We start from the raw sequence: 25,451 nt of genomic DNA on the forward strand, positions 1-25,451 counted from the left end.
CGCAATGCCTGCCGGTTATTTCGGTGTGCTAAGTTGGGAGTACGATGCGGCTTATTTTGTCTCTGCCGCGGCAAATCCTGCGGTCATCCGCCGCTCGAAGGCGAGGATGATGTTGCGTAACTCCGGCTCGCGGACGCGTTTGATCGCTTCGTTGCAGGAAACCCACTCGACCGTGCGCTCGCCCTTTTCCTTGAAATTCTTGGCGAGATCGCTGACGTCGAGCGCATAGACTTGAACCCGGCAGGGCACCTGGATACCGTCCTTCAGAACTTTGTCATAGTTGAATGCGCCAAGCGGTTCGGTTTCCACCGTACCGCGTACGCCGGCCTCTTCGAAGGCTTCCCTGGCCGCGACTTCATGCGACAGCTTGCCCGGCATCGGCCAGCCCTTGGGAATGACCCAGCGGCCGGTATCGCGGCTGGTCAGCAGCAGCACTTCCAATTCGGCCGTCTTCTTTCTCGCTCGATAGCAAAGCGCGGCATATTGCTGTCGCGGCGGGCGCCGAAACATGAGCTGCACATCACTTGCGATACGGGCGAGAATGGCCAAGGGTCGGGTCACCTTTAAGAGTTCGAGTTTAGAATCAGGTGCATATTAGCATTACATGGAAAAATTGTGCATTCCATATGACTTTATATGGTATTTCCACACACTTTCGTTGAGTGCTCAATAGTTAAAAATGTGAGGACTCGGTCTTTGATATTCGCCAGCGACTATGCTGTCAGCGACATCGAATGCTATTGATATGCCGCAGATGGCGCATCGCTCTATAACTCTTCCTGTCATACCGGCAAAAAAGCTAAATCTCCGTTATATCCGAACGCTCCCTGTTGCTATGTCTCCTGCCGATGAACGCGCTACGCGTCCACGATGCCGATGCTCGTTGTGGTGGCATATTGAAGCGGCTGACGAACTCGGTATCGTGCGCGGCGCCGTATGCCGGCAACTTGCCGCATTCGAAACATTTTTCGGTATTGTTTTGTTCCAGCGCCATGGTCGCCGCCACGCCCTGACAGGGAAGGGAACTGTTGGATTTGGTGATTGAACGCTTGGCTAACTGACTAAGCCTTTGCCAGCGCCTCCGGCAGCAGCCGGTCGTAGAGGTCAGCCATTTCGTCGCCAAAGCAGCAGAAGATAACCTCATTGAAATCGCCGCCCATGCTCTCGGCAACAGCAGTGCGTGTCGCGATTTTGGCTGCGGCCTCGGCAGGAAAACGATAGACGCCGGTGGAGATGGCCGGAAAGGCGATGGTCTTGAGACCATGATCCCTGGCTAGGCCGAGGCTGTTGCGATAGCAGCTCGCGAGCAAATCGTCCTCCCCACGCCCGCCGCCATTCCAGACAGGTCCGACGGTATGGATCACATGTTTCGCCGGCAGGCGATATCCCCCGGTGATTTTGGCCTGTCCCGTCTTGCAGCCGTTGAGCGTCCGGCATTCCGCAACGAGTTCCGGTCCGGCGGCACGATGGATGGCGCCATCCACACCGCCGCCGCCGAGCAGGCTGCTGTTTGCTGCGTTGACGATGGCATCGACGCTAAGCTTGGTGATGTCGCCAAGGATGACGGTGAAGCGTGTGTTCGAGACCCCGGAGAGATTGGAACGGATGGTTTCAAAAGAGGGCATGATGACGCTCTCCAGTCTTTGAGATGTGGTGGTCGTCTATCGTTCCCAATAGGGGACCGGCCCATAAAGTTCCGCCAGGAAATCGATAAAGACGCGTACCTTTGCCGGCAGGAACTGGCGGCTGGGATAGACGGCCGAGAGCGTGACGCTGTGCGAGCCTTCATAGGCCGGCAGCACCTGCACCAGATGGCCGTCCTTGAGTTCGGGGCCGACATCCCAGGTGGAGCGCAGCGCAATGCCGAGGCCGGCAATGACGGCTTCGCGGATCACTTCGCTGGAATTGGTGATCAGCTTGCCTTCGGGCCGGAAGGTCAGCGGGCCTTTCGGTCCGTCCAGTCGCCAGGGATCGTTGTTGTGTGGCGGCAGACAGGTGTGGCAACGCAAATCATCAATATCCTCCGGCATGCCATGAGCAGCGATATAGGCTGGCGAGGCGCAGAGCACGCGGCGGACCAGCGCCAGGCGCCGGGCAACGAGACTGGAATCGGTAAGCTCCGCAATGCGGATGGCGAGATCATAGCCGCCGCCGACGATATCGGTGAATTCGTCTGTTAGCGTCAGATTGATTGCCAGATCCGGATGCGCCTGCATGAACGTCTTGAGATGCGGGGCGATGTGCAGCCGGCCGAACGATGTGGGGGCGGAAATCTTCAGCGTGCCCTGCATCTGCGCGGACCGGCCGGCAATATAGGCCTCCGCCTCCTCCAATCCCGCGAGGATGGCGAGCACCCGGTCATAAAATCCCTGGCCAGCCTCCGTAAGCGAAATCTGGCGTGTCGTGCGCTGCAAAAGTCGTGTGCCGAGCCGATCTTCCAACCGTTTGATCCGCTTGGAAATCACGGCTGGCGAAAAGCCGAGTATGCGGCCGGCGAGCGACATGCTGCCGGTCGTGACGACGCTGGCAAAGATTTCGAGATCCCCAAGATTGGTCATGCGCAATTTATTCCTATTTCGACATAAATGCTTGTCATTTACGCCAATTTCGGGAAAGTGGTAAGCATGATATGGCGTTAAAAAGAGGGGCGTCCATATTCGGGTGCAAGAGGAGAACGCCATGGCAGAGGCCATTTCATTTCTGGCGCCGCGCGCCGATGTCCTTGCCCGCCGCCGTGAGATCGTCGCAGACCTTGTTGATCTCTTGCCACCGGAATGTCTGGTTCATGAGCCGCGCGAACTCATGCCCTTCGAGACGGACGCTTTCATTTCCTATCGCCGCATGCCACTCGCCGTCGCCTTGCCGCGTTCGACGGCCGAAGTGGCGGCTGTGATGAAATATTGCCATCGCTACGGTATCCCGGTCGTGCCGCGTGGCGCCGGCACGTCGCTCTCCGGCGGCGCTATTCCGCAGGAAGATGCCGTCGTGCTCGGTCTTTCCAAGATGAACCGCATTCTCGACATCGATCTCGCCAACCGCACGGCGACCGTGCAGGCCGGCGTCACCAATCTGCATATCTCCGAAAGCGTCTCAGCGGACGGATTTTTCTACGCGCCCGACCCGAGCTCGCAGCTCGCCTGCACCATCGGCGGCAATATCGGCATGAATTCCGGCGGCGCGCACTGCCTGAAATACGGCGTCACCACCAACAATCTGTTGGGCGTCAAGCTTGTATTGATCGATGGCACGGTCATCGATCTCGGTGGCAAGGCCCTGGATGCGGCAGGTTATGATCTGTTGGGGCTCGTGTGTGGCTCGGAGGGACAACTCGGCATCGTCACCGAGGCAACGGTTCGGCTGATCGCCAAGCCGGAAGGCGCGCGGCCGGTTCTCTTCGGTTTCGACACGTCGGAGCAGGCGGGTGCCTGTGTTGCCGATGTCATCGCCGCCGGCATCATCCCCGTCGCCATCGAGTTCATGGATAAGCCGGCGATCGAAATTTGCGAGGCTTTCGCCCATGCCGGCTATCCGCTGGATGTCGGCGCGCTGCTGATCGTCGAGGTCGAGGGCTCGGAGGCGGAGATGGACGACATGCTGAAAAGCATCGTCGAGATCGCCCGTACTCACCACGTCAAGACGGTGCGCGAGTGCCAGTCGGCGACCGAGGCGGCGCTGATCTGGAAGGGGCGCAAATCCGCATTCGGCGCCACCGGCCGCATTGCCGACTATATCTGCATGGACGGCACGGTGCCGCTCAGCCAGCTCTCCTATGTCCTAAAGAAGACGTCTGAAATCGTCGACCGTTACGGCCTGCGTGTCGCTAATGTCTTCCATGCCGGTGACGGCAATATGCACCCGCTGATCCTGTTCAATGCCAATGATCCCGAGGATGCCGCCAAGGCGGAGGCGGCGGGCAACGACATTCTCCGGCTCTGCGTCGATGCCGGCGGCTGCCTGACGGGCGAACATGGCGTCGGCATCGAAAAGCGCGACCTGATGCGGCACCAATATGCGCAGACCGATCTCGCCCAGATGATGTCGGTGCGCGCCGCCTTCGATCCCGGCTGGATCCTCAATCCCTCTAAAGTCTTCCCGCTGGATGGGCGCAACGCCGTATGAGAGAATTTTTGCCGAAGACGGAAGGCGAGGCGGCAGCGATCATCCGCGATCACGCTGCGCGCGCCGCGGCATTGGCCATAGTCGGCGGTAACACCCGTGCCGGTTTTGGCAATGCCGTTGCCGCAGAGGCTACGCTATGTTCGTGTGCGCTTACCGGTATCGTTACCTATAATCCGGGCGAGATGGTGATGACCGCGCTGGCGGGGACGCCTGTTGCCGATATCGAAGCGGTGCTGGCTGAAAACGGCCAGATGATGGCCTTTGAACCGATGGACCACCGGCCGTTGATGGCGACCGATGGCGAGCCGACGATTGGCGGCGTCTTTGCTGCAAATGTCTCCGGCCCGCGGCGTTTCGTAAGCGGCGCCGCACGCGACAGCCTCCTCGGCGTCCGCTTCGTCAATGGCAAGGGCGAAATCGTCAAGGCCGGCGGGCGGGTGATGAAGAATGTCACCGGCCTTGATCTCGTCAAGCTGATGGCCGGTTCGCACGGTACGCTCGGCCTCCTGACGGAAGTCACCTTCCGGGTGCCGCCGCGACCGAAGACGGAGGAGACGATCGTCGTTTCCGGCCTCAACGATGCCGAGGCGGCAAACGTCATGGCGGCGGCCATGGCACTCCCCGTCGATGTCTCCGGCGCAGCGCATCTGCCGCTGACCGTCGCCTGGACCTTTTTGGACGGCGAGTTGCCGGAAGGAGAGGCGACGGTGCTGCGCATCGAAGGTTTACCGGGCTCAGTCTCTGTGAGGGCGGAGAAGCTGGCCTCCGCCATGCGTCGACTGGGCGCTGTGACGCGACTTGCCGAAGCCGAAAGCCACCGTCTCTGGCGTGAAATCCGCAATGTGAAGCCTTACGCCGACGGCACGATGCGTCCTGTCTGGCGCGTTTCCGTCGCCCCCAGCATCGGTCACCAGCTCGTTGCAGCGCTGCGCCTCGAAGCCGGCGTCGACGCCTATTACGATTGGCAGGGCGGCCTTGTCTGGATGCGCATGGAGGCAGAGCCGGAGGGTGAATTGGTGCGCCGCTATATCCATGTGCTCGGCGGAGGCCACGCCACTTTGCTGCGCGCGGCGCCTGCCCACCGCGCGATGACACCAGCCTTCCAGCAGCAGCCCGAGGCCGTGGCCTTGTTGTCGGCGCGCGTGAAGGAGAAGTTCGATCCTGCGGGGATTTTCAATCCGGGGAAGATGGGATGATGTGGATGGACCCTTTTGTTTGGCACCCACTCACCCTAGCCCTCTCCCCGCGGGGGAGAGGAGACGATCTCATTTGCGGCAGACCCTCGATTCTCTCCTTTCCCCTTCTCCCCCCGGGAAGAAGGTGCCCGATAGGGCGGACGAGGGGGCTCGGCGCGAAGCGACGAGCATCATTCTCCCCGCTGGGACGAAGGTAGGGAGAGCCTGATGCAAACCAACTTCACCCCCGCCCAGCTTGCCGATCCGCATGTCGCCGAATCCGAGGCGATTTTGCGCAAATGCGTCCATTGCGGCTTTTGCACCGCCACCTGTCCGACCTATGTGACGCTCGGCAATGAGCTCGACAGTCCGCGAGGCCGGATCTATCTGATCAAGGATATGCTGGAAAACGGCAGGCCTGCGGATGCCGAGGTGGTGACGCATATCGACCGCTGCCTTTCCTGTCTTGCCTGCGTGACCACCTGTCCCTCCGGCGTCGACTATATGCATCTGGTCGATCACGCCCGCATCCATATCGAAAAGACCTATAAACGACCCCTGATGAACCGGTTGACGCGCAGCCTGTTGGCTGCGGTGCTGCCTTATCCTGGCCGGTTCCGCCTTGCGCTCAACCTCGCTCGCTGGGGCCGGCCCTTCAACGGGTTGATGAAGCGCATCCCGGCGCTGAACCCCTTTGTTGCCATGCTCGATCTGGCACCACGCTCTATCCTGGCGCCGTCGCCTTTCGCCAAGCCCGGTCGGCATCAGCCGCAGGCGGAACGGCGTGGGCGGGTGGCGATCCTGACCGGTTGCGCCCAGCCGGTGCTCGATCCAGCCATCAACGAGGCAACCATCCGGCTTCTCGCCCGTCTCGGTGTCGAAGTGGTGGTGCCGGAAGGTGAGGTTTGCTGCGGTTCGCTGGTGCATCATATGGGCCGGGAAGAGCAGGCGCTGGCCAGCGCCCGCGCCAATATCGATGTCTGGATGCGCGAGATCGAACCCGGCGGGCTCGACGCGATCATCATCACGGCATCCGGTTGCGGCACGACGATCAAGGACTATGGTCATATGCTGCGGCTCGATCCGGCCTATGCGGACAAAGCGGCAAGGATCTCGGCGCTCGCGAAGGACATTACCGAATATCTCGCAGGCCTAGATCTGCCCTCGCATATGCCGCGCGGCATCACCGTCGCCTATCATTCCGCCTGTTCGATGCAGCATGGCCAAAGGATCACCATGGCGCCCAAGCTGTTGCTGAAGGCGGCAGGCTTCACCGTGCGCGATCCGGCGGAAGGCCATCTCTGCTGCGGCTCGGCCGGCACCTACAACATCATGCAGCCGGAAATCTCCGGCGAGCTCAAGGCGCGCAAGGTGAGGAATCTCGAGGCGACGAAGGCCGATATCATCGCGACCGGCAATATCGGTTGCATCACGCAGATCGCGACCGGAACCGACATGCCTATCCTGCACACAGTCGAATTGCTGGATTGGGCCTATGGCGGCGAGATGCCGGCGAAGCTTCGGCGGCTTAAGGTGGCAGCCTCTTAAAGCTATCCCGGGAAAAATGGGAAACGGTGTTTGTCGGCCGGTGAAAAGCTTGACTGTTAGAACGTCAAGCTTGCCAAAACCCCTAAATCGGACAGATTTAGGGGTTTTGGCAACAATAATGGCTGTGTCTCTTAGAGCGGCTCAGCGTTTCACGGAATCGCTTCTCCACTCTATCCCTTTGTTTTTACGCATTCCGGACGGAAAACCGCTTCGCACTTTTCCTGGAACTGCTCTAGAAGTTGAACGAGACGCCGAAATCGATGGCGTGGGTAAAGACATCGGTCTTCAGGTTGGCGCCGCTATCGATCGGGACGTTCACGAAGTTGTAGTTGCCCTTGTATTCGACGAAAGTCGACCAGTGCTGGCTGAACTGATAGCTGATGCCAGCCTGTGCCTGCAGCGATGCCCCGCCAAATTCGTAATCGAAGGTGCGGCCGGAGGCGCGGGTCACTTCGACATGCGGCACGTTGATGCCGGCGCCGAGGCCGACATAGGGTGTCCACTTGCGGCTCGGATCCTGGAAACGATAGAGCGCATTGAGCGTCAGCATGTTGAGGCCGTCGGTGAACTCGAAATGCGACCAGCCGGGAGTATTGCCAAGATCGCCATAGACCTTGGCATGGGTGTAGTCGAGCGAAATACCCCAGTTCGACTTGTCGAACTCGTCCAGCCACCAGATGCCGCGGACGCCGAAATAGGGCGGCATCTTAAAGGATTTACCTGACCAGTTGGGATCGAAGTCAGCGCCGTCAGATGTCTTGACGTTGTTGCCGGTTGCGCCCTGGAAACCGCCGTAAGCCGAAAACTGCATTTCTGCCGAAGCCGAACCGGCGGCAAAGACAAAAGCTGAGATCGCAAGCGCGGCGACGGCCGGCTGCGTGATGCGAAATGCCCGATGCATGTAAAATCCCCGAATGGCCCCAAGTGGCAAGGTGTTGCTATCTAAGCGTGCTTCTATGACAGTTCTATTGCAGCATATCCTAATCTGGGATGGATTAGGAAGGATAGCTGACACGAAACTGAATAAATGGCACTGTTTGCAGGGCGCGCGACGCGATAAGTTTGAGGATGTTACACCTGCGCCACAGTAAATATGCTGGGACGGATATGCCGCCGCTATAAAAGAGCGGCATGGATTGCCCGTCTCTCCCAGGATAGGGAAGAATCAGATGTTCGGCATGCCGAAACGTCATATTCGGGAAAGCGTGCGGCTGCTCAGCCGCCGAATATCGTCCGCAACACGTCGATACCGCGATCCTGATAGCTGACCTCGCCCTGCTTGTTGCCGGGGCCGACGACGATGACCTTGGTGCCAACGGGCACGCGATCATAGAGGTCCACCACATCCTTGTTCATCATGCGGATGCAGCCGGAAGACATGTTCAAGCCGATGCTCCACGGCTGGTTGGTGCCATGGATGCGGAAAGCCGTGTCGTTGCCGTTGCGATAGAGATACATGGCGCGTGCGCCGAGCGGATTGTCCTCGCCGCCTTCCTGATAGGCCGGAAGCTTATGACCCTTCTTGGCTTCGCGAACGATCATTTCCGGCGGCGGCGTCCAGCCCGGCCATTCCGCCTTGCGGCCGACCTTGACGACGCCGGACCAGCCGTAGCCTTCGCGGCCGACACCGATGCCGTAGCGCCGCGCCCGGTTATCGCCTTCGACGAGGTAGAGATATTTGTTGTTGGTATCGATGATGATGGTGCCCGGTGCTTCATTGGTCACCAGCCGCACGACCCGCCGCTGAAACTGCGGCTTGACCTGTCCCTGCGGCTGCATCGCCGCGCGGACCACATCGGTGCGCGTCGCTTGCGCGGCCTGAGGTGCGGAGGCGCTGAAGGCCGCCGCATCCGATGCCGCCAAAAGGCACGACATCACCATGCCCGCCGCCGCCACGACCGGTAGTATTGATTTCATCCGTCATTCCCCTCTCGAATTACCCGGCAAGAAACTAACGAAACTTGCGAGAGGATCAAGATGAAATCGCTAAAAGACAAAGATCGAGCCGGTGGAGCTGCTATCTGTTCTGGGTCCAAAGAGCGTTATTGTCGATTTATATCAATGCTTAGAACGGGGTTGCTGCGCCCGATCAGGCCGTGCGCAGCAATCTTGGTAGCAATCACATCACTATAACGCGTGTCCCGACTTTCACGCGATTGTAGAGATCGATCACGTCTTCATTGCGCAGACGGATGCAGCCGGAGGACACGGCGTTGCCGATCGTCCAGGGCGCATTGGTGCCGTGGATGCGGTAGAGCGTCGAGCCGAGATACATGGCGCGGGCGCCGAGCGGATTGCCTTCGCCGCCTTCCATATGGGCCGGCAGATAGTGCCCCTTCGCGGCTTCGCGCGCCAACATTTCCGATGGTGGCGTCCAGTCGGGCCATTCCTGCTTGCGGGTGATGGTATGGGCACCGGCCCATTCGAAGCCGGGCTTGCCGACGCCGACGCCGTAGCGCCGCGCCTTGCCGCCGTCCATCACCAGGTAGAGGAAGCGATCATTGGTGTCGATGACGATGGTGCCCGGCCGTTCCTTTGTCTGGTAGTCGACAATCTGCGGCAGGAACTGCGGATCGATTTGGCCGTGAACCGCGGGATATTGCGGCCGGACGACGGCGACTTGCTGCACGACGGGACGTGAAAACAGTCCGCGCGGCTGGATCACCCGCCGGACCTGCGGATTGACAGCCTGGCGGTCCGCCGGATCGTTCATTGGGTTGACGGCCTGGCGCGCCATGGGGCGGACGGGATAGACCGCCGGCTGTACGTCAGCGCCGCCGAGCTGCATCACCCAGGGGGCGGTCAGATCGGGACTGACGATGACAGGCGGGCGCGACTGGTAGCGATCGCCGGCGAAAGCGCTGGAAGCGAGCAGGCTCAAAGCGCCCGCAGCAAATAAAATGCATTGTTTCATCATCGGACAGACTCTCTACAAACGGGCCGAGGATGGGCGTAATTGCGCCCGGTCCGGAACATGGTGCCACTTGCGCGCCAGCGAATGGTAAACATCTATTCATCAAAATGCCGCGAAGCCGATAAACCTTTGTCAGGGTTACCACTTGGTTTGGAAAGACGGTTTGCAAGTGGTAAACCTTGAATCGGGATAACTTGCCTTCGAATCGTTCTCCCGATCTTAAGTATTTGATTGGCATGATCTTATTCGAGAGCTGCCCATCAGTTTTCGGGATCGGGTTCTAAAAACAGGGGATGAACTGCAACAATGGCCGGAACAGGCATCATCACCGGTGAGGATGGCAAGGACCGCTGCTTCTGGCACGGCAATCTGCCGGAATATCAGCGCTATCATGACCATGAATGGGGCCGGCCTGTCATCGACGATATCAGGCTTTTCGAAAAGATCTGCCTGGAGGGATTTCAATCCGGCCTGTCCTGGCTGACCATCCTACGCAAGCGCGAGAATTTCCGTGCCGCCTTTGCCGGTTTCGATTTCGAGAAAGTGGCGGAGTTCGGCGAGGCTGACATCGAGCGCTGCCTCGGCGATGCCGGCATCATCCGCCATCGCGGCAAGATCGTCTCCACCATCAACAATGCCCGCCGCGCCATCGAGCTGCGCCAGGAATTCGGCTCGCTCGCCCGTTATTTCTGGAGCCACGAGCCGTCAGCCGAGGAGCGGCCTGCCTTCGTCGATTATCCGACTCTCGTCGCCAATCCGACGACGCCGGTCTCGGTGCGGATCTCGAAGGATCTGAAGAAGCGCGGCTGGACCTTCGTCGGCCCTACCACGGTCTATGCCTTCATGCAGGCCATGGGCCTCGTCAACGATCACATCGAAGGCTGCTATTGCCGGAAAGAGGTGGAGGCGATGCGCAATGCATTGGTACGGCCATGAGGCGCCTGATGCTTGCTTTTTCGCTGCTGGCTTTCGTCGTGCTCGGCGGTCAGGCCACCCATGCCCAGGACACTCAGGACGATGACAGCGCGCAGGGTGCCCAGCAGACGCCGCTTCCGCAACTCGATCGCGGCGAGACCGTCGAAAAGCTTGGTTTTCCCGCCGTCCTGGAGAAATTGAAGGGTTGGACGAAGTTCGGCAAGGGTAAGGTCTATACGCTACCGCTCAAGAAGGGCCAGCATGTCCGGATCACCTTCAGCTCGAAGAGCAAATACGCCTATATGGCAATCTTCGATCTCTCCTCGAATGAGGACGAATCCTTCTTCGGCACCGACGAGGACGGCATGGTCGCCGATGTCACTGTCAATGAAGACACGACATGGCTGATCAAGCCCTATTACTCCCGCGTCACCCGCCGCCGCGGCCGCGGTGCGCCCTACGAAATCCTCATCGACCCCAATCCGCCGGCCACACAGCAATCGAACCAGCCAACCGATCAGGCGCCGTCCTTGTTTCCGCCGAAGGCAAAGCAGGGGCAGTGAGGGATATTTAGGATAGTTCTGCAATCACCCCTCGCAGCTCCCCCAGATGCTCGATCTTCCGAAATCTCGGTGCCTCGGTCGGTTCAGCGACATGTTCGAAAGCCCATGTGAGCTCGTGCGGCACGAAGACGCCGTAGCTGCCGGCCGCGAGCGCGGGGACAATGTCTGATTTCAGCGAGTTGCCGACCATCATCGCCCGTTCCGGCCCATCGCCGACCTTGGAGAAGATGCGGCGATAGGTGGAGGCATTCTTGTCGGAGACGATTTCGATGGCGTCGAAGAGATCGCCGAGGCCGGATTGCGCAAGCTTGCGCTCCTGGTCGAAAAGATCGCCTTTAGTGATCAGGACCAGCAGGTAGCTGCCCGTCAGAGCTTCCAATGTCTGCCGCACATTGGGAAGCGTTTCAACGGGATGGGCGAGCAGATCGCGGCCGATGTCGAGAATTTCCGCAATCACGGTGGTCGGCACTTCGCCCTTGGTGATCTCGATCGCCGTCTCGATCATTGACAACGTGAAACCTTTGATGCCGAAGCCGTAATGGTGCAAGTTACGCTTCTCGGCTTCCAGCAGCCCTCGGGAAATGGTCTCGCTCTCGGCATAGTCGGCCAGCAGTTCGATGAACTGCCGTTCCGTCAGACGATAGAATTGTTCGTTCTGCCAGAGCGTATCGTCGGCATCGAAGCCGATTGTGGTCAATGGACGTTGCGTCATGGACATTCGTGCTTTTACGGATTGCATGGATACGAGAGTCTATCGCGCGCCGAAACGGAGGCAAGGGTGAAGCTCCGGTAACTGCATCGTGATCGGTGCCGGGTATCGCGTTGAAATCGGATTCCGGTGCATTATGTCGGTGTTGTCTCGATCGCCGCGGAGCCAGAGCCGCGCCTCGACGACTGTCTCATGACCTCGCCACGGCAGCGCCGATAGCGACTGTTATGCCGAGGCCAATCTATAGCGAAAAGATATGCATTCACCGGCCGGAAGCGTCTTCCGACTGATCACAAGGGAATTTTCCTATGCATTACAATCAACTCGGCAATACCGGCATGTTCGTCTCGGAACTTTGCCTGGGCACGATGACCTTCGGCGAAGCCAATCCCAACAGCGCCTGGGGCTCGATAGCAGACGTCGACCAGGCATTGGCCGACAAGATCGTAGAAGGTTCGCTCGCTGCCGGCGTCAACTTCATCGACACCGCCGACGTTTACTCTTTCGGCAACTCCGAAACGTTGCTCGGCCAAGCCCTGAAGAACCTCGGCGTGCCACGCAAGGATGTCGTCATCGCCACCAAGGTCTATGGCGTCATGGGCGACAAGCCGAACGACCGTGGCGCCTCGCGCGGCCATATCATGGATTCGGTTCAAGCCAGCTTGGAGCGGCTGCAAACCGATCACATCGACCTTTATCAGATCCATGCCACGGACACGGTGACGCCGCTCGACGAGACGTTGCGTGCGCTTGACGATCTCGTCTCTCGCGGACTGGTGCGCTATGCCGGCGTGTCCAATTGGCAGGCCTGGCGCATCGCCAAGGCGCTTGGTATTTCCGAACGCCGCGGTTTTGCCCGCTTCGAAACGGTACAGGCTTATTATTCCATCGCCGGCCGCGATCTGGAGCGCGAAATCGTGCCGCTGATGGCGGAAGAAAAGCTCGGCCTGATGGTCTGGTCGCCGCTCGCCGGCGGTCTTCTTTCCGGCAAGTACGGCCCGGGTGCTCCCGGCAATGGCGAGGGACGCCGCGCCAGCTTCGATTTTCCGCCCGTCGACAAGGACCGCGCCTGGGCCTGCGTCGCCGCGATGCGCGAGGTGGCGGAGAAGCACGGCGCCAGCGTCGCCACGGTGGCACTTGCCTGGATCCTGGCGAAGCCTTTCGTCACCAGCATCATCATCGGCGCCAAGCGTCTCGACCAACTCGACCAGAACCTGGCCGCCGTCAAGCTGAAGCTCGATGCGGACGATCTCGCCAAACTCGACGAGGTCAGCGCGCTGGCTCCGGAATATCCCGGTTGGATGCTCACCCGTCAGGGCGCGCTGCGCGTGCCGCAGCCCTTCGAACCGAAGGCTTGAGCCTTCGGGCCAGAAATGAAGCGCGCCGTCTCGGATGGGCGAGGCGGCGCCTGCCGTTCATCCATCAGCCCAGTCCGCGGTGGCTTGATCGCGACGAGAGGCGACAGAGGTGCCGCCTCTCGCTTTGTCTGGCGAATTATTTACCGTGCTTCTTCAGCCAGGCGTTCATCTCCTTGATTTCAGCCTCCTGCGCCTTGATGACACCTTCCGCCAATTTGCGCAGTTCCGGGTCCTTGCCGTATTTGAGTTCGATCTTGGCCATGTCGATGGCACCCTGATGATGCGGGATCATACCGCGCACGAAATCCGCATCGGCATCGCCGCTATAGGTGATCGTCATATCCTTATGCATCTTAGCCATGGCATCGTTGAACGCCTTGCTGGATGCGCCCTGGTTGCCCATTGGCTTGCTCATATCCATGCCGGACATGTCGTCGGCGAGGGCGGGGAGGGCAAGAGCGAGAGCAAAAGTGCCGGCGAGAATGATGGATTTTGAAACAGGCATGAGAATTCCTTTCCGTTTTGAACGGCATCTGAAGTCTTGTGCGGAAAAGTCCGCTTCGTTGATGAATGGAAATCAGCAATGTCAGGCGAAACGGGGAGGCGGCGCGGTTGGAGCTGGACGGGAGTCGTGCAGCCGTTGGCCATGCGCGGGTGCCGGATAAGAGAATGCCAGAGCCTTGCCATCGTCCAGCATAAGCGATGGCGCCATCGCCAGGCAGGCGGCGCAGGAAAGCACATGCGCCATACCGCCGGCACAGGGATTGTCCGGTTTCTTGTCGCTGTGCATGGCCATGGAAGCGTTATCCTTCATGCCGGGCATATCAGCCATGGTGGCATGCATGCTCACGCTGGATACCGCCGGCATCGCCATCGCGGAATGGCAGATGGGGCAATTCGCCAGCGCCGGCATGGCGCCGTAGAATAGCCAGGCAATGAGCATTGTCAGGATCGCGAAGAAGCGCATGCGCAAAAATCTAAATTTGTGGTCGCAAAAGGCAAGCGGAAATCGCGTTCACCGACGGTTGGCAGCATATCGTGGCGCCAGTTTGACCTCGCTCAGGATTTCGACGGGAGGGAATCTCACGCAATCGGCGACATCGAAAGTCACGGTAAATTTTGCCGGCGTTTCCGCCGCCCAGGTCAGTGCCGATTCGGCCGATGTCATCGGGATTTTCATCGCGACCGTGCAATGAGGCTGCCAGTGGTCTGGGCGGTAATGCTCATGAGATAGGATGGGATCGATTTCCCGATGAATGGCATGGTGGGCGTGCCGCAAGGCGCTGTCGTCGACCGGACGCGCCCAAAGCACCAGCACATCGTTCCTGAAGTGTCGGATGCCCGAGAACTCCACCGAAATCGCCGGAATGTCATGAAAAGCCTTGCCGGCGGCCTCACAGAGGTACTCGGGCGATATATCCTCGTAAATGGCAAAGGTCAGATGCGGAGGGTAGCTCAGCCCTTGCATTGATGGCACGGTTTCGAAGGCGCTGGCTTGCCGCCAGAGATCGAGGACGGGGAGCGCCGTGTTGTTGGTGCATTTCAGGCTGATCGCGTAGGACATGGCTTCTACGTCCCGGTTATCTGCTTCTGTCGCTTTTGTCGGTTTTGACGGACAGCAACATACAACAATCCTTGCCGCATCCCGCGCTATCCGCTAGTTAACCGCCACTGTTCCCGTACCCGGATTATCCTGCAAATGAGCGATAAACAAAAGAAACCGCAAAAGCTCAAAGCCCGCCTGCCGCGTGGCTTTGTCGATCGTTCGGCGAGCGATATTCGCGCCGTCAACGAAATGACCGCCAAGATCCGGGCCGTGTACGAGCATTATGGTTTCGATCCCGTCGAAACGCCGCTGTTCGAATATACCGATGCGCTCGGCAAATTCCTGCCCGACAGCGACCGGCCGAACGAGGGCGTGTTTTCGCTGCAGGACGATGACGAACAGTGGATGTCGCTGCGCTACGATCTGACGGCGCCGCTTGCCCGTCATGTCGCAGAGAATTTCAACGAGATTCAGCTCCCCTACCGCACCTATCGGGCGGGCTATGTTTTCCGCAACGAGAAGCCAGGCCCGGGCCGCTTCCGCCAGTTCATGCAGTTCGATGCCGATACGGTCGGTGCGCCGGGCGTACAGGCCGATGCTGAAATGTGCATGATGATGGCCGACACGCTGGAGGCGCTCGGCATCAAGCGCGGCGATTATGTGATCCGTGTCAACAACCGCAAGGTTCTGGACGGCGTGCTGGAGGCGATCGGCCTCGGTGGCGACGACAAGGCCGCCCAGCGGCTGAACGTTCTGCGTGCCATCGACAAGCTCGACAAGTTCGGCCCGCAAGGCGTGGCGCTGCTGCTTGGGCCGGGTCGCAAGGACGAGTCCGGCGACTTCACCAAGGGCGCGGGGCTGGATGCGGATCAGATCGAAAAAGTGCTCTTCTTCGTCGGCATCAAGGATTATGCCGAAAGTGCTGTCCGGCTGGCAGAGCTTGTCGCCGGCACGTCCAAGGGCAGCGAAGGCGTCGAGGAACTTAATCTGATCGGTTCGCTGGTCACCAGTGCCGGCTATCATTCCGATCGCATCAAGATCGATCCTTCCGTCGTGCGCGGCCTCGAATATTATACCGGTCCGGTCTATGAGGCCGAGCTGCTGTTCGACGTCACCAACGAAAAGGACGAAAAGGTCGTCTTTGGTTCGGTCGGCGGTGGCGGTCGTTATGACGGGCTCGTCTCGCGCTTCATGGGCCAGCCCGTGCCGGCAACGGGCTTTTCCATCGGCGTGTCGCGCCTGATGACGGCCTTGAAGAATCTCGGCAAGCTCGGGACGGAAGAAGTGATCGAGCCCGTGCTCGTCACCGTTATGGATGGCGATATCGAGGCCATGGGCCGCTACCAGCGCTTCACGCAGCAACTGCGCGCCGCCGGCATCCGCGCCGAGATGTTCCAGGGTAATTGGAAGAAGTTCGGCAATCAGCTCAAATACGCCGATCGCCGCGGCTGCCCGATCGCCATCATCCAGGGTGGCGACGAACGCGCTCAGGGCGTGGTGCAGCTCAAGGACCTGATTGAAGGCAAGCGCCTCTCCGGCGAGATCGAGGATAATGCAAGCTGGCGCGAGGCCCGCGTTGCGCAGGAGACAGTGCCGGAGGCCGATCTGGTGGCCAAGGTGCAGGAGATTTTGGCGGCGCAGGCGGAAGATAAGAAGAGGGCACTTGGCAATGTCTGAGTGGATCGGGCAACCTCGCTTTCTCCTTCTCCCCTTGGGGAGAAGGTGGCCCGAAGGGTCGGATGAGGGGGGCTCGCGGCTCGGAAGAGCTATCCTTCGCTTACCGTTCGGGATTCTCGTCACTTCGTTCCTCGGCCCCCTCATCCGCGCCCTGAGTTCGTCGAAGGGCGGGCACCTTCTCCCCAGCGGGGAGAAGGGAGAGGCAATCCCATGCCCCTGATCAACCTTCCCGATTTTTCCAACGACCTTCTTGCTGAGTTTGCCGCCCGCCGAACGGAACGGGTCGATACGCCCATCATCCAGCCGGCCGAGCCATTCCTCGATATGGCGGGCGAAGACCTACGCCGTCGTATCTTCATGACCGAGAACGAGACCGGCGCCAGCCTCTGCCTGCGGCCGGAATTCACCATTCCCGTCTGTCTGCGCCATATCGAAACCGCGACGGGCACCCCGAAGCGCTATTCCTATCTCGGCGAGATCTTTCGCCAGCGCCGCGAAGGCGGCAATGAATTCTATCAGGCGGGGATAGAGGACCTTGGCGATCGCGATATCGCCGGCGCCGATGCCCGCCTCATTGGCGATGCCATCGGCATTCTCAAGCGGCTGGTGCCGGGCAAGTCGCTCTCCGTGACACTCGGCGATCAAGCCGTGTTCGAGGCGGTCGTGCAAGCGCTCGGACTGCCATCCGGCTGGCAGAAGCGGCTGATTCATGCTTTCGGCAATATGACGCATCTCAAAGCGCTGTTGGCGCGGCTTGCAAGTCCGCAGCCGGTGACAGGCCTTGATCCGCATGTGCTGGATTTTCTGACGCGCGGCGACGAGCAGGGGCTGGTCACGCATATCGACAGCACCATGAAGGCGACCGGCTACTCTACCAATGCCAGCCGCTCGCCATTGGAGATTTCCCGTCGTCTCCGCGAAAAGCTGGTCCTCTCGGAAACCCATCTCGACGATGCGGCTTTCCGTGTTCTGGAGGAGTTCCTGTCGCTCAGCCTGCCGCTCGCCGACGCATCTTCAGCGCTGGTCGGGTTTGCCGATGCGGCCGGGCTGAAGCTGGGCACTGCGCTTGAGCGTTTCGACGCCCGCGTTACGGCTCTTGCCAATGCCGGGGTCGATGCCGCCCGAATCGAATATCGCGCCGCCTTCGGCCGCCCGCTGGACTATTACACTGGCCTCGTCTTTGAGGTGATGGTGGAAGGATCGCCGGCGGTGCTCGCCGGTGGCGGACGCTTCGATCGATTGCTGACGCTGCTCGGCGCGAAGGACCACATCCCAGCCGTCGGCTTCGCGATCTGGCTCGACCGGATCGAAACTGCGAGGGCCGCCTGATGACGATCACCATTGCGCTTCCCTCCAAGGGCCGCATGAAGGACGACTGCTCCGATATCTTCGCGCGCGCCGGCATGCCCATCATTGCCGTCGGCAATGACCGTTCGTATCGCGGCCGTGTCGAAGGCTGGGACGATGTCGAGGTCGCTTTCCTTTCCGCTTCGGAAATCTCGCGCGAGATCGGCAATGGCAGCGTCGATTTCGGCGTCACCGGCGAAGATCTGGTGCGCGAGGGATTGGCCGATGCTGATCGGCGCGTCGAATTCTGCGCTCGCCTAGGTTTTGGTCATGCGGATGTGGTGGTTGCCGTTCCGGATATCTGGCTCGATGTCGATACCATGGCCGATCTTGGCGATGTCGCCGCCGATTTCCGCGCGCGGCGCGGCCGCAGGCTGACGATCGCCACCAAATATTGGCGGTTGACGCAGCAGTTCTTCTCCAGCCAGCACGGCATTCAGCTCTACCGCATCGTCGAAAGCCTCGGCGCCACGGAAGGAGCACCTGCCGCCGGCTCTGCAGATATCATCGTCGACATCACCTCGACCGGCTCGACGCTGAAGGCGAACCATCTGAAGGTGCTTTCCGACGGCACCATCCTGCGCTCAGAAGCCTGCCTCGTCCGCGCGCGCAAGGAGAGCCACGAGAGCGATCCTTTGGTTCAGCGCATCATCGATGCCGTGCGCTCTGCGCTCTGATATTTCCTGCACCGTGCAATGATACGAAAAAAGCCCGCCGGGAAACCGGCGAGCTTTGAATGCTTGGGAGGTCTTGGACAATCAGGCGGCTGCGTAGGCGCCGCGGCGTGCGTCGAGCGAATAGACGCCCGGGCCGTTGGTGGCGAGCATGACGTAGGCGCCGGCGAGCGTGACGTTCTTCAGGAAGTTGACGAAGTTCAGGCCGTTGATCCAGCCGTTCGCAGCGGCCGGGAAATCGGGAACGTTGACCGGCGGCAGATGGAAGACGACGCCGGTGAAGACGCAGAACAGAGCGAGCAGCCAGCCGACGATGCGGATTTGGAAGCCGACGAGAACGCAGACGCCGGTGACGAATTCGAAGGCGCCAGCGAGATAGGTGAGAAGCGTAGCCGCCGGCATGCCGGCGCCGGCGATCATGCCTGCGGTGCCAGCCGGATCGGTCAGCTTGCCGAAGCCGGCGAAGATGAACATGAAGGCGAGCAGGATGCGCGCCACGAGGATGATGATGTTATTGGTGTTGGACATGACGGTCTCCAGTAAAGGTGTCGGTGCCGGGTGACGATTTCTGGAATCCTTATTCGCGATTTCGGTGAAATTGGAAAGATAAACAAAAGCGCACGATTAGTTCACAATTATTAAACAATCTCTTCGTCGCGGCACTCTTCCCATATGCTCCATATTGGCTATGTTGACGCGAATTTATTCGTCGTTGGCGCGAATTCATTCGTCAAATCATGATCTTGCGAAGGAGGCCCGATGGCCGATCTGTCTTCATTTCCAATCACCAAGCGGTGGCCTGCCAGCAATCCGGATATCGTCCAGCTCTATTCGCTGCCGACACCGAACGGCGTCAAGGTATCGATTGCGCTCGAAGAACTCGGCCTTGCCTATGAGCCGCATCTGATTTCCTTCAGCACCAACGATCAGAAATCGCCGGAATTCATGTCGTTGAATCCGAACGGCCGTATTCCGGCAATCATCGATCCCAACGGCCCTGACGGTAAGCCGATCGGCCTCTTCGAATCCGGTGCCATCCTCGTTTATCTCGCCGAAAAGACCGGCAAGCTGATGCCCAGGGACGCTGCCGGACGTTATGAAACGCTGCAGTGGGTGTTCTTCCAGATGGCCGGAATAGGCCCGATGTTCGGACAGTTCGGCCACTTCTTCAAATTCGCCGCCGACAAGGTTGCCAACAACCCCTATCCGGTAGAGCGCTACCGCGATGAGTCCAAGCGCCTGTTGAGCGTCCTGGAAGGCCGCCTGAAGGGCCGGCAGTGGATCATGGGCGACGAATACACCATCGCCGATATTGCCACGTTCCCGTGGGTCCGGGGCGTCGACGTCTTTTATGGTGGCCGCGAGGTTCTCGAATTCGCTAGTTTCCCCACGGTCATGGATTGGCTTGAACGCGCCATCGCCCGCCCGGCGAGCCAGCGCGGATTGAATATTCCGAAGCGGGATTGATAGCGAGTGTTCGCGTTCAGGGTACTACTGCCGGGTCGCCAACTGGCTGCCCGGCTCGAGTTTGAAGCGCGGAAAAAGGAAGACGCCCACCATGCTGCCGGCGTGTTTTCCCTCGGTGCCGATCGATTCGCCGACGCAGAAGATCGGCTGCCGATGCCCGCTGACACCGAGCGCTGTGGTGGAGTAGCAGAAACTGGAGGATGTGGTCGCCGCCTGCTCGAACAGGTCGAGGATGCGGGCGCGGTCATGGGCTTCGTAGCAATACATCAGGCTCAACAGGCCGCATTCGGACGAGGTCAATCCGTGCAGCATGGTGCCCCATTGACCAAGCTTGATGATGCCGCTCGATAAATCGCCGGTCCAGCCCTCTGAGACGCAGAACTGCGCCAGAAGATCAGGGTCATGTCCATTAAACTCCAACGACCCCGGAGCGAAAGGTGCAGCAAGATTGGCTTTGGCGATCTTGAACAAGGTATTCCCCACCCTGAGGCGCGGGTTCCCCTGCGCGCGCTTCAATCGAATTTCATGCATTATGGGACGGAGCGCCGCTCCGCATATTGCACAGCTAAGGACCGGCGAAGCCCCTTCTTCGCCGAACCCATTCACGCCAGGCGTGCTTCCGGATCGTCAATTCAATTTATCAAGTCACTTCAAGTAATGATTCTACGCGCGCAATCTATATAAAAGGTTATGACTATGCTCGCCCGCGGGTAGCGCGTGTCGAAAACAAGTAAAATTTACGTGCTCTGCAACAATCCCCCGAACATCATTGCGCTGCGCTTTATAGGGGCTTTTATAAAAACGGCAATGGGGCAATTTGCACAAATTTGCATAGTTGCAAAGTCTCTTGAATCTTGCGCGGCAGCCGGTTCAACATAAATAAAAAGGGCGGCCCGAGAGCCGCCCTTCGTCAATTCCGGATGCCGGAATAGATCATGAGATGAGGCGTGAGCCTATCACATCATGTCCATGCCGCCACTTCAGGCCGCTTGTCGGCCTGAAGCATCAAAGATGCATGGGCGAAGCTTTATGGACATTCCTGTGATTGGCCGATGGCCTATCACATCATGTCCATGCCGCCACTTCAGGCCGCTTGTCGGCCTGAAGCATCAAAGATGCATGGGCGAAGCTTTATGGACATTCCTGTGATTGGCCGATGGCCTATCACATCATGTCCATGCCGCCCATGCCGCCCATGCCGCCCGGCATGCCAGCAGGGGCATCCTTCTTCGGCAGCTCGGCAATCATGGCTTCGGTGGTGATCAGCAGCGAAGCAACCGAAGCTGCATCCTGCAGAGCCGTGCGAACGACCTTGACCGGGTCGACGATGCCCATGGTGATCATGTCGCCGTAGACGCCCGTCTGAGCGTTGTAGCCGAAGTTGTCTTCGTTCTTGTCGAGGATCTTGCCGACAACGATGGAGGCTTCATCACCAGCGTTTTCAGCGATCTGGCGGCAAGGAGCCTGCAGAGCGCGACGGATGATGTTGATGCCGGCTTCCTGATCGTCGTTTTCACCCTTTGCAGAGATCTTGACGGAAGAACGCAGCAGAGCGGTGCCGCCGCCCGGTACGATGCCTTCCTGAACGGCAGCACGCGTCGCGTTGAGGGCGTCGTCGATGCGGTCCTTCTTTTCCTTCACTTCGACTTCCGTCGAGCCGCCGACGCGGATGACGGCAACGCCGCCAGCGAGCTTGGCAAGACGTTCCTGCAGCTTTTCGCGGTCGTAGTCGGAGGTGGTTTCTTCGATCTGAGCCTTGATCTGGGCAACGCGGCCTTCGATGTCGGACTTGGCGCCCGAACCGTCGACGATCGTGGTGTTTTCCTTGGAGATCGAGACCTTCTTGGCGCGGCCGAGCATGTCGAGGGTGACAGACTCAAGCTTGATGCCGAGATCTTCGGAGATGACAGTGCCGCCCGTCAGGATGGCGATGTCTTCCAGCATGGCCTTGCGGCGATCGCCGAAGCCCGGAGCCTTGACGGCAGCGATCTTGAGGCCACCGCGCAGCTTGTTGACGACGAGCGTTGCGAGAGCTTCGCCTTCGACGTCTTCAGCGATGATGAGGAGCGGCTTGCCGGTCTGAACGACAGCTTCGAGAACCGGGAGCATGGCCTGCAGGTTCGAGAGCTTCTTCTCGTGCAGGAGGATGAACGCGTCTTCGAGATCGGCGATCATCTTTTCCGGGTTGGTTACGAAGTAGGGGCTGAGGTAGCCACGGTCGAACTGCATGCCTTCGACGACTTCGAGTTCGGTTTCAGCCGTCTTGGCTTCTTCAACCGTGATGACGCCTTCGTTGCCGACCTTCTGCATGGCTTCAGCAATATCGAGACCGATCTGCTTTTCGCCGTTTGCCGAGATCGTGCCGACCTGTGCGACTTCTTCCGAGGTGTTGATCTTCTTGGCCTTGGCCTGGAGATCCTTGACGACTTCAGCAACGGCGAGATCGATGCCGCGCTTCAGGTCCATCGGGTTCATGCCGGCAGCAACGGCCTTGGCGCCTTCGCGAACGATGGCCTGGGCAAGAACGGTTGCGGTCGTGGTGCCGTCGCCGGCGATGTCGTTGGTCTTCGAAGCAACTTCGCGGACCATCTGGGCGCCCATGTTTTCGAACTTGTCTTCGAGTTCGATTTCCTTGGCGACGGTGACGCCGTCCTTGGTGATGCGCGGAGCGCCGAAGGATTTGTCGATAACGACGTTACGACCCTTCGGGCCAAGCGTTACCTTCACTGCGTCAGCGAGGATATCGACGCCACGAAGCATCTTTTCGCGGGCGCTGCGGCCGAATTTTACTTCTTTAGCTGCCATGTTTGAAACTCCTGAATTCGCGTTGTCCGGGTTTATGGCCCGTCAGCTTTATCGGAAAAGGGAAACCGGCCGGATTAGCCGATGATGCCCATGATGTCGGCTTCCTTCATGATCAGAAGGTCTTCGCCATTGAGCTTGACTTCGGTGCCGGACCACTTGCCGAACAGCACGCGATCGCCAACCTTGACGTCGAGTGCTACGACCTTGCCGGATTCATCGCGGGCGCCAGAGCCGACGGCGACGATTTCGCCTTCCTGCGGCTTTTCCTTAGCGGTGTCCGGAATGATGATGCCACCCTTGGTCTTTTCTTCCGACTCGACGCGACGAACGACGACACGGTCATGAAGGGGGCGGAAATTGGTGCTTGCCATTGTCTAATCCCTCGATCAAATGACATTCACGGATCAGCGGGGGATCCGTATGGGCTCTTGTTAGCACTCTGCTTCAGCGAGTGCTAGCGGACGGTGATTTAGGGGTGGCTTCTGGGCGAGTCAAGAACAGCACTGTGAATTTTTTGCAGCGCTGCCCGGCTTGTTTGCGGATGATTAACGGCGCAAGCCAATTCTGTTTCATATCTCATTGTGAAAACGCCGTTCTTTTTTTGGTCCGCTGAGCCGAAAATCTGCCTTTTGCCCCAGCTTGCCGTCTGGGCCGTGTGCAATGCAAAAACCTGCGCACCGCTCTTGTAATTTGCTGGCCGGTTTGCAATGTCAGCCCGTGATTTCTTTGACCACGAGGACTGCATGGGCAAGCGTATCGAAAGCTTCCGCGAGATCGGCAAACTTTATGACGTTGCGCTCTGTGACGTCTGGGGTGTGCTGCACAACGGCGTCTCCGTTTACAAGGACGCGCCGGTTGCGCTGGAAGCTGCACGCGCAGAAGGACTGACGGTCGTCCTTATCACCAATTCTCCCCGCGTGGCGCCGAAGGTTGTCCAGCAGCTCCGGGAGATCGGCGTCCCCGACAGCGCCTATGACCGCATCGTCACCTCTGGCGATGTTACCCGCCGCCTGATTGCCGAGGGCCCGAAAAAGGTATTTCTGCTCGGTCCCGAGCGCGACATCGCCATCATCGAAGGGCTGGATGTCGTGCGCGTCGAGGCCGAAGAAGCCGAAAGCATCGTCTGCACCGGCTTTTTCGATGATGAAACCGAGACACCCGACGATTACACCGACATGCTGAAGGCCTGGGCGGCCCGTAATGTGCCGCTGATCTGCGCCAATCCCGATCTCGTCGTCGAGCGTGGCCACCGTATGATCCCCTGCGCCGGCGCCATGGCCGCTTATTACGATCGGCTCGGCGGCGAGACGCGGATCGCCGGCAAGCCGCACCAGCCGATCTACGATGCCTCGATTGCTGCTGCCCGCGAAGCGCGCGGCGAATTCCCTTTGTCGCGCGTTGTCGCGATCGGTGACGGCATACCGACCGATGTGCGCGGCGCGCTCGATTACGGCCTCGATCTTCTTTATATAAGCCATGGCATTCATGCTCGCGAATATGCCGTCGACGGTCACACCGACGAGGCAGCGCTTGGCGCCTTTCTGGCGCGCGAACAGGCGTCGCCAAAGTGGTGGATGCCGCGCCTTGTCTGAGGGGAGTGGTACCGATGACCGTTTTCCATCGCAATGAAACCCGTGAACCGCTGCCGGACAATCTCAAAGGCGGCGTCATTGCCATCGGTAATTTCGACGGCGTGCATCGCGGCCATCAATCCGTGCTCGATCGCGCGCTGGAGATCGCAAGGGAGCGCGGCGTGCCGGCACTGGTGCTGACCTTCGAGCCGCATCCGCGAACCGTCTTCAAGCCCGATCAGCCGGTTTTCCGTCTGACACCGGCCCCGCTGAAGGCGCGCCTGCTGGAGGCGATCGGCTTCAATGCCGTCATCGAATATCCCTTCGACCGGGCCTTTTCGCAGCGTTCCGCCGACGAATTCGTCCATTCGATTCTGATCGACTGGCTGCATGCGTCGGAAGTCGTCACCGGCTTCAATTTCCATTTCGGTCATGATCGCCAGGGCGGTCCGGCCTTCCTGATGAATGCCGGCAGTAAAAACGGTTTCGGCGTCACGCTGATCGATGCTTACCGCGATGAAAATGCCGAGGTGGTCTCGTCAAGCCGTATCCGGGAGCTGCTTGCGGAAGGCGAGGTGGCGGAGGTCGCTGGTCTGCTCGGCTATCGCTACACGGTAGAGGCAGAAGTCATCGGTGGCGAAAAACTCGGCCGCTCGCTCGGTTTCCCGACAGCCAATATGCGCTTGCCACCTGAGGCGCAGTTAAAGGCCGGCATCTACGCCGTGCGCTTCCGCGCCGCCGACGGTGTCATTCGCGATGCCGTCGCCAGCTATGGCCGGCGCCCGACGGTGACCGACAATGGGGTGCCTCTGCTCGAAACCTTCGTTTTCGACTTCAGCGGCGACCTCTATGGCCAGATCTGCTCCGTCTCCTTCTTCGGCTATCTCCGGCCCGAACTGAAGTTCGACGGCCTGGATCCGCTGGTCGCCCAGATCAGGAAGGACGAAGAGGAGGCGAGGGCGCTGCTCGCCGGCGTCCGCCCCCTCGGGGATATCGATCGCTTCATCGCCTTTTCTTGATGTTGCTCAAAGGATTGCAGGCCGAAAACCTGCCGCACCGCAAC

27 protein-coding genes are annotated in these 25,451 nt (G+C 59.7%); 13 read left to right on the plus strand and 14 right to left on the minus strand.

What is annotated here, in order from left to right:
- Positions 1 to 51 precede the first annotated feature (51 nt).
- On the minus strand, positions 52 to 549 hold the full coding sequence (locus QA646_RS01660; RefSeq protein ID WP_283058937.1) for an NUDIX hydrolase: 498 nt from the start codon (positions 547 to 549) through the stop codon (positions 52 to 54).
- 286 nt (positions 550 to 835) lie between these two features.
- On the opposite strand from QA646_RS01660, the gene QA646_RS01665 reads away from it, so the two are divergent.
- Positions 836 to 1,045, plus strand: coding sequence for a LysR family transcriptional regulator (locus QA646_RS01665; RefSeq protein WP_283058938.1), 210 nt, complete (start codon positions 836 to 838; stop codon positions 1,043 to 1,045).
- Positions 1,046 to 1,061: 16 nt separating this feature from the next.
- On the opposite strand, the gene QA646_RS01670 is transcribed toward QA646_RS01665, so the two are convergent.
- Together QA646_RS01670 and QA646_RS01675 are read right to left on the minus strand one after the other, a co-directional pair.
- Positions 1,062 to 1,625 (minus strand): O-acetyl-ADP-ribose deacetylase, encoded by a 564-nt coding sequence (locus QA646_RS01670; protein WP_283057220.1) that lies wholly within the window; start codon positions 1,623 to 1,625, stop codon positions 1,062 to 1,064.
- A 36-nt stretch (positions 1,626 to 1,661) separates the two neighbouring features.
- Positions 1,662 to 2,558, minus strand: a complete 897-nt coding sequence (locus tag QA646_RS01675; protein ID WP_283057221.1) for a LysR family transcriptional regulator — start codon at positions 2,556 to 2,558, stop codon at positions 1,662 to 1,664.
- A gap of 121 nt (positions 2,559 to 2,679) precedes the next feature.
- On the opposite strand from QA646_RS01675, the gene QA646_RS01680 reads away from it, so the two are divergent.
- From QA646_RS01680 to glcF, 3 genes are all read left to right on the plus strand, one after another.
- Positions 2,680 to 4,119 carry an FAD-linked oxidase C-terminal domain-containing protein gene (locus QA646_RS01680; protein ID WP_283057222.1) on the plus strand — a complete coding sequence of 480 codons (1,440 nt, stop codon included), beginning with the start codon at positions 2,680 to 2,682 and terminating at the stop codon, positions 4,117 to 4,119.
- Positions 4,116 to 5,315, plus strand: a complete 1,200-nt coding sequence (locus tag QA646_RS01685; RefSeq protein WP_283057223.1) for an FAD-binding protein — start codon at positions 4,116 to 4,118, stop codon at positions 5,313 to 5,315. Before QA646_RS01680 ends, QA646_RS01685 begins: the two co-directional genes overlap by 4 nt.
- Before the next feature lie 207 nt (positions 5,316 to 5,522).
- The gene (gene glcF / locus QA646_RS01690; protein ID WP_283057224.1) at positions 5,523 to 6,842 is read left to right on the plus strand and encodes a glycolate oxidase subunit GlcF; all 1,320 of its coding nucleotides are present in this window, start codon (positions 5,523 to 5,525) and stop codon (positions 6,840 to 6,842) included.
- Between the two features lie 232 nt (positions 6,843 to 7,074).
- Here the strand turns inward: glcF and QA646_RS01695 are convergent, their stop codons facing one another.
- The 3 genes from QA646_RS01695 to QA646_RS01705 form a co-directional block, all read right to left on the minus strand.
- Positions 7,075 to 7,743 (minus strand): porin family protein, encoded by a 669-nt coding sequence (locus tag QA646_RS01695; protein WP_283057225.1) that lies wholly within the window; start codon positions 7,741 to 7,743, stop codon positions 7,075 to 7,077.
- Positions 7,744 to 8,057: 314 nt separating this feature from the next.
- Positions 8,058 to 8,759: a L,D-transpeptidase gene (locus tag QA646_RS01700; RefSeq protein ID WP_283057226.1), complete on the minus strand. Its 702-nt coding sequence runs from the start codon at positions 8,757 to 8,759 to the stop codon at positions 8,058 to 8,060.
- Positions 8,760 to 8,961: 202 nt separating this feature from the next.
- Positions 8,962 to 9,759: a L,D-transpeptidase gene (locus tag QA646_RS01705; RefSeq protein ID WP_283057227.1), complete on the minus strand. Its 798-nt coding sequence runs from the start codon at positions 9,757 to 9,759 to the stop codon at positions 8,962 to 8,964.
- Between the two features lie 303 nt (positions 9,760 to 10,062).
- On the opposite strand from QA646_RS01705, the gene QA646_RS01710 reads away from it, so the two are divergent.
- Both QA646_RS01710 and QA646_RS01715 read left to right on the plus strand, forming a co-directional pair.
- Complete coding sequence (locus QA646_RS01710; RefSeq protein WP_283057229.1) at positions 10,063 to 10,692, plus strand: DNA-3-methyladenine glycosylase I; 630 nt, start codon at positions 10,063 to 10,065, stop codon at positions 10,690 to 10,692.
- On the plus strand, positions 10,689 to 11,234 hold the full coding sequence (locus QA646_RS01715; RefSeq protein WP_283057230.1) for a hypothetical protein: 546 nt from the start codon (positions 10,689 to 10,691) through the stop codon (positions 11,232 to 11,234). Before QA646_RS01710 ends, QA646_RS01715 begins: the two co-directional genes overlap by 4 nt.
- A gap of 7 nt (positions 11,235 to 11,241) precedes the next feature.
- Here the strand turns inward: QA646_RS01715 and QA646_RS01720 are convergent, their stop codons facing one another.
- Positions 11,242 to 11,946 (minus strand): HAD family hydrolase, encoded by a 705-nt coding sequence (locus QA646_RS01720; protein WP_283057231.1) that lies wholly within the window; start codon positions 11,944 to 11,946, stop codon positions 11,242 to 11,244.
- A 305-nt stretch (positions 11,947 to 12,251) separates the two neighbouring features.
- Here QA646_RS01720 and QA646_RS01725 point away from each other — a divergent pair, with 305 nt between their 5' ends.
- The gene (locus QA646_RS01725) at positions 12,252 to 13,301 is read left to right on the plus strand and encodes an aldo/keto reductase (protein WP_283057232.1); all 1,050 of its coding nucleotides are present in this window, start codon (positions 12,252 to 12,254) and stop codon (positions 13,299 to 13,301) included.
- A gap of 136 nt (positions 13,302 to 13,437) precedes the next feature.
- Here the strand turns inward: QA646_RS01725 and QA646_RS01730 are convergent, their stop codons facing one another.
- The 3 genes from QA646_RS01730 to QA646_RS01740 form a co-directional block, all read right to left on the minus strand.
- Complete coding sequence (locus QA646_RS01730) at positions 13,438 to 13,806, minus strand: DUF305 domain-containing protein (protein ID WP_283057233.1); 369 nt, start codon at positions 13,804 to 13,806, stop codon at positions 13,438 to 13,440.
- Positions 13,807 to 13,887: 81 nt separating this feature from the next.
- On the minus strand, positions 13,888 to 14,268 hold the full coding sequence (locus tag QA646_RS01735; protein WP_283057234.1) for a hypothetical protein: 381 nt from the start codon (positions 14,266 to 14,268) through the stop codon (positions 13,888 to 13,890).
- Between the two features lie 48 nt (positions 14,269 to 14,316).
- Positions 14,317 to 14,865, minus strand: a complete 549-nt coding sequence (locus QA646_RS01740; protein WP_283057235.1) for a 2'-5' RNA ligase family protein — start codon at positions 14,863 to 14,865, stop codon at positions 14,317 to 14,319.
- 135 nt (positions 14,866 to 15,000) lie between these two features.
- On the opposite strand from QA646_RS01740, the gene hisS reads away from it, so the two are divergent.
- The 3 genes from hisS to hisG all read left to right on the plus strand — a co-directional run bounded on the left by hisS (position 15,001) and on the right by hisG (position 18,548).
- Positions 15,001 to 16,524 (plus strand): histidine--tRNA ligase, encoded by a 1,524-nt coding sequence (gene hisS, locus QA646_RS01745; protein ID WP_283057236.1) that lies wholly within the window; start codon positions 15,001 to 15,003, stop codon positions 16,522 to 16,524.
- 210 nt (positions 16,525 to 16,734) lie between these two features.
- On the plus strand, positions 16,735 to 17,853 hold the full coding sequence (locus QA646_RS01750) for an ATP phosphoribosyltransferase regulatory subunit (protein WP_283057237.1): 1,119 nt from the start codon (positions 16,735 to 16,737) through the stop codon (positions 17,851 to 17,853).
- Complete coding sequence (hisG, locus tag QA646_RS01755; protein ID WP_283057238.1) at positions 17,853 to 18,548, plus strand: ATP phosphoribosyltransferase; 696 nt, start codon at positions 17,853 to 17,855, stop codon at positions 18,546 to 18,548. The genes QA646_RS01750 and hisG overlap by 1 nt, the downstream gene beginning before the upstream one ends.
- An 81-nt stretch (positions 18,549 to 18,629) precedes the next feature.
- Here hisG and QA646_RS01760 read toward each other — a convergent pair whose 3' ends face one another.
- Positions 18,630 to 19,073, minus strand: a complete 444-nt coding sequence (locus QA646_RS01760; RefSeq protein ID WP_283057239.1) for a DoxX family protein — start codon at positions 19,071 to 19,073, stop codon at positions 18,630 to 18,632.
- A gap of 231 nt (positions 19,074 to 19,304) precedes the next feature.
- Here QA646_RS01760 and QA646_RS01765 point away from each other — a divergent pair, with 231 nt between their 5' ends.
- Entirely contained in the window at positions 19,305 to 20,012 is a 708-nt protein-coding gene (locus QA646_RS01765; RefSeq protein ID WP_283057241.1) for a glutathione binding-like protein, read from the plus strand.
- Between the two features lie 24 nt (positions 20,013 to 20,036).
- Here the strand turns inward: QA646_RS01765 and QA646_RS01770 are convergent, their stop codons facing one another.
- The 3 genes from QA646_RS01770 to groES all read right to left on the minus strand — a co-directional run bounded on the left by QA646_RS01770 (position 20,037) and on the right by groES (position 23,188).
- Positions 20,037 to 20,543 carry a hypothetical protein gene (locus tag QA646_RS01770; RefSeq protein ID WP_283057242.1) on the minus strand — a complete coding sequence of 169 codons (507 nt, stop codon included), beginning with the start codon at positions 20,541 to 20,543 and terminating at the stop codon, positions 20,037 to 20,039.
- A 633-nt stretch (positions 20,544 to 21,176) separates the two neighbouring features.
- Positions 21,177 to 22,817, minus strand: coding sequence for a chaperonin GroEL (gene groL, locus QA646_RS01775; RefSeq protein ID WP_283057243.1), 1,641 nt, complete (start codon positions 22,815 to 22,817; stop codon positions 21,177 to 21,179).
- A gap of 74 nt (positions 22,818 to 22,891) precedes the next feature.
- Positions 22,892 to 23,188 (minus strand): co-chaperone GroES, encoded by a 297-nt coding sequence (gene groES, locus QA646_RS01780; protein WP_004109735.1) that lies wholly within the window; start codon positions 23,186 to 23,188, stop codon positions 22,892 to 22,894.
- A 372-nt stretch (positions 23,189 to 23,560) separates the two neighbouring features.
- Between groES and QA646_RS01785 the strand changes: the two genes are divergently transcribed.
- The gene (locus tag QA646_RS01785) at positions 23,561 to 24,409 is read left to right on the plus strand and encodes a TIGR01459 family HAD-type hydrolase (RefSeq protein ID WP_283057244.1); all 849 of its coding nucleotides are present in this window, start codon (positions 23,561 to 23,563) and stop codon (positions 24,407 to 24,409) included.
- Between the two features lie 14 nt (positions 24,410 to 24,423).
- Complete coding sequence (locus QA646_RS01790) at positions 24,424 to 25,407, plus strand: bifunctional riboflavin kinase/FAD synthetase (RefSeq protein ID WP_283057245.1); 984 nt, start codon at positions 24,424 to 24,426, stop codon at positions 25,405 to 25,407.
- The last annotated feature ends 44 nt before the right edge of the window (positions 25,408 to 25,451 follow it).

This window comes from Rhizobium sp. CB3090 (genome assembly GCF_029714285.1).
Classification (GTDB): domain Bacteria; phylum Pseudomonadota; class Alphaproteobacteria; order Rhizobiales; family Rhizobiaceae; genus Rhizobium.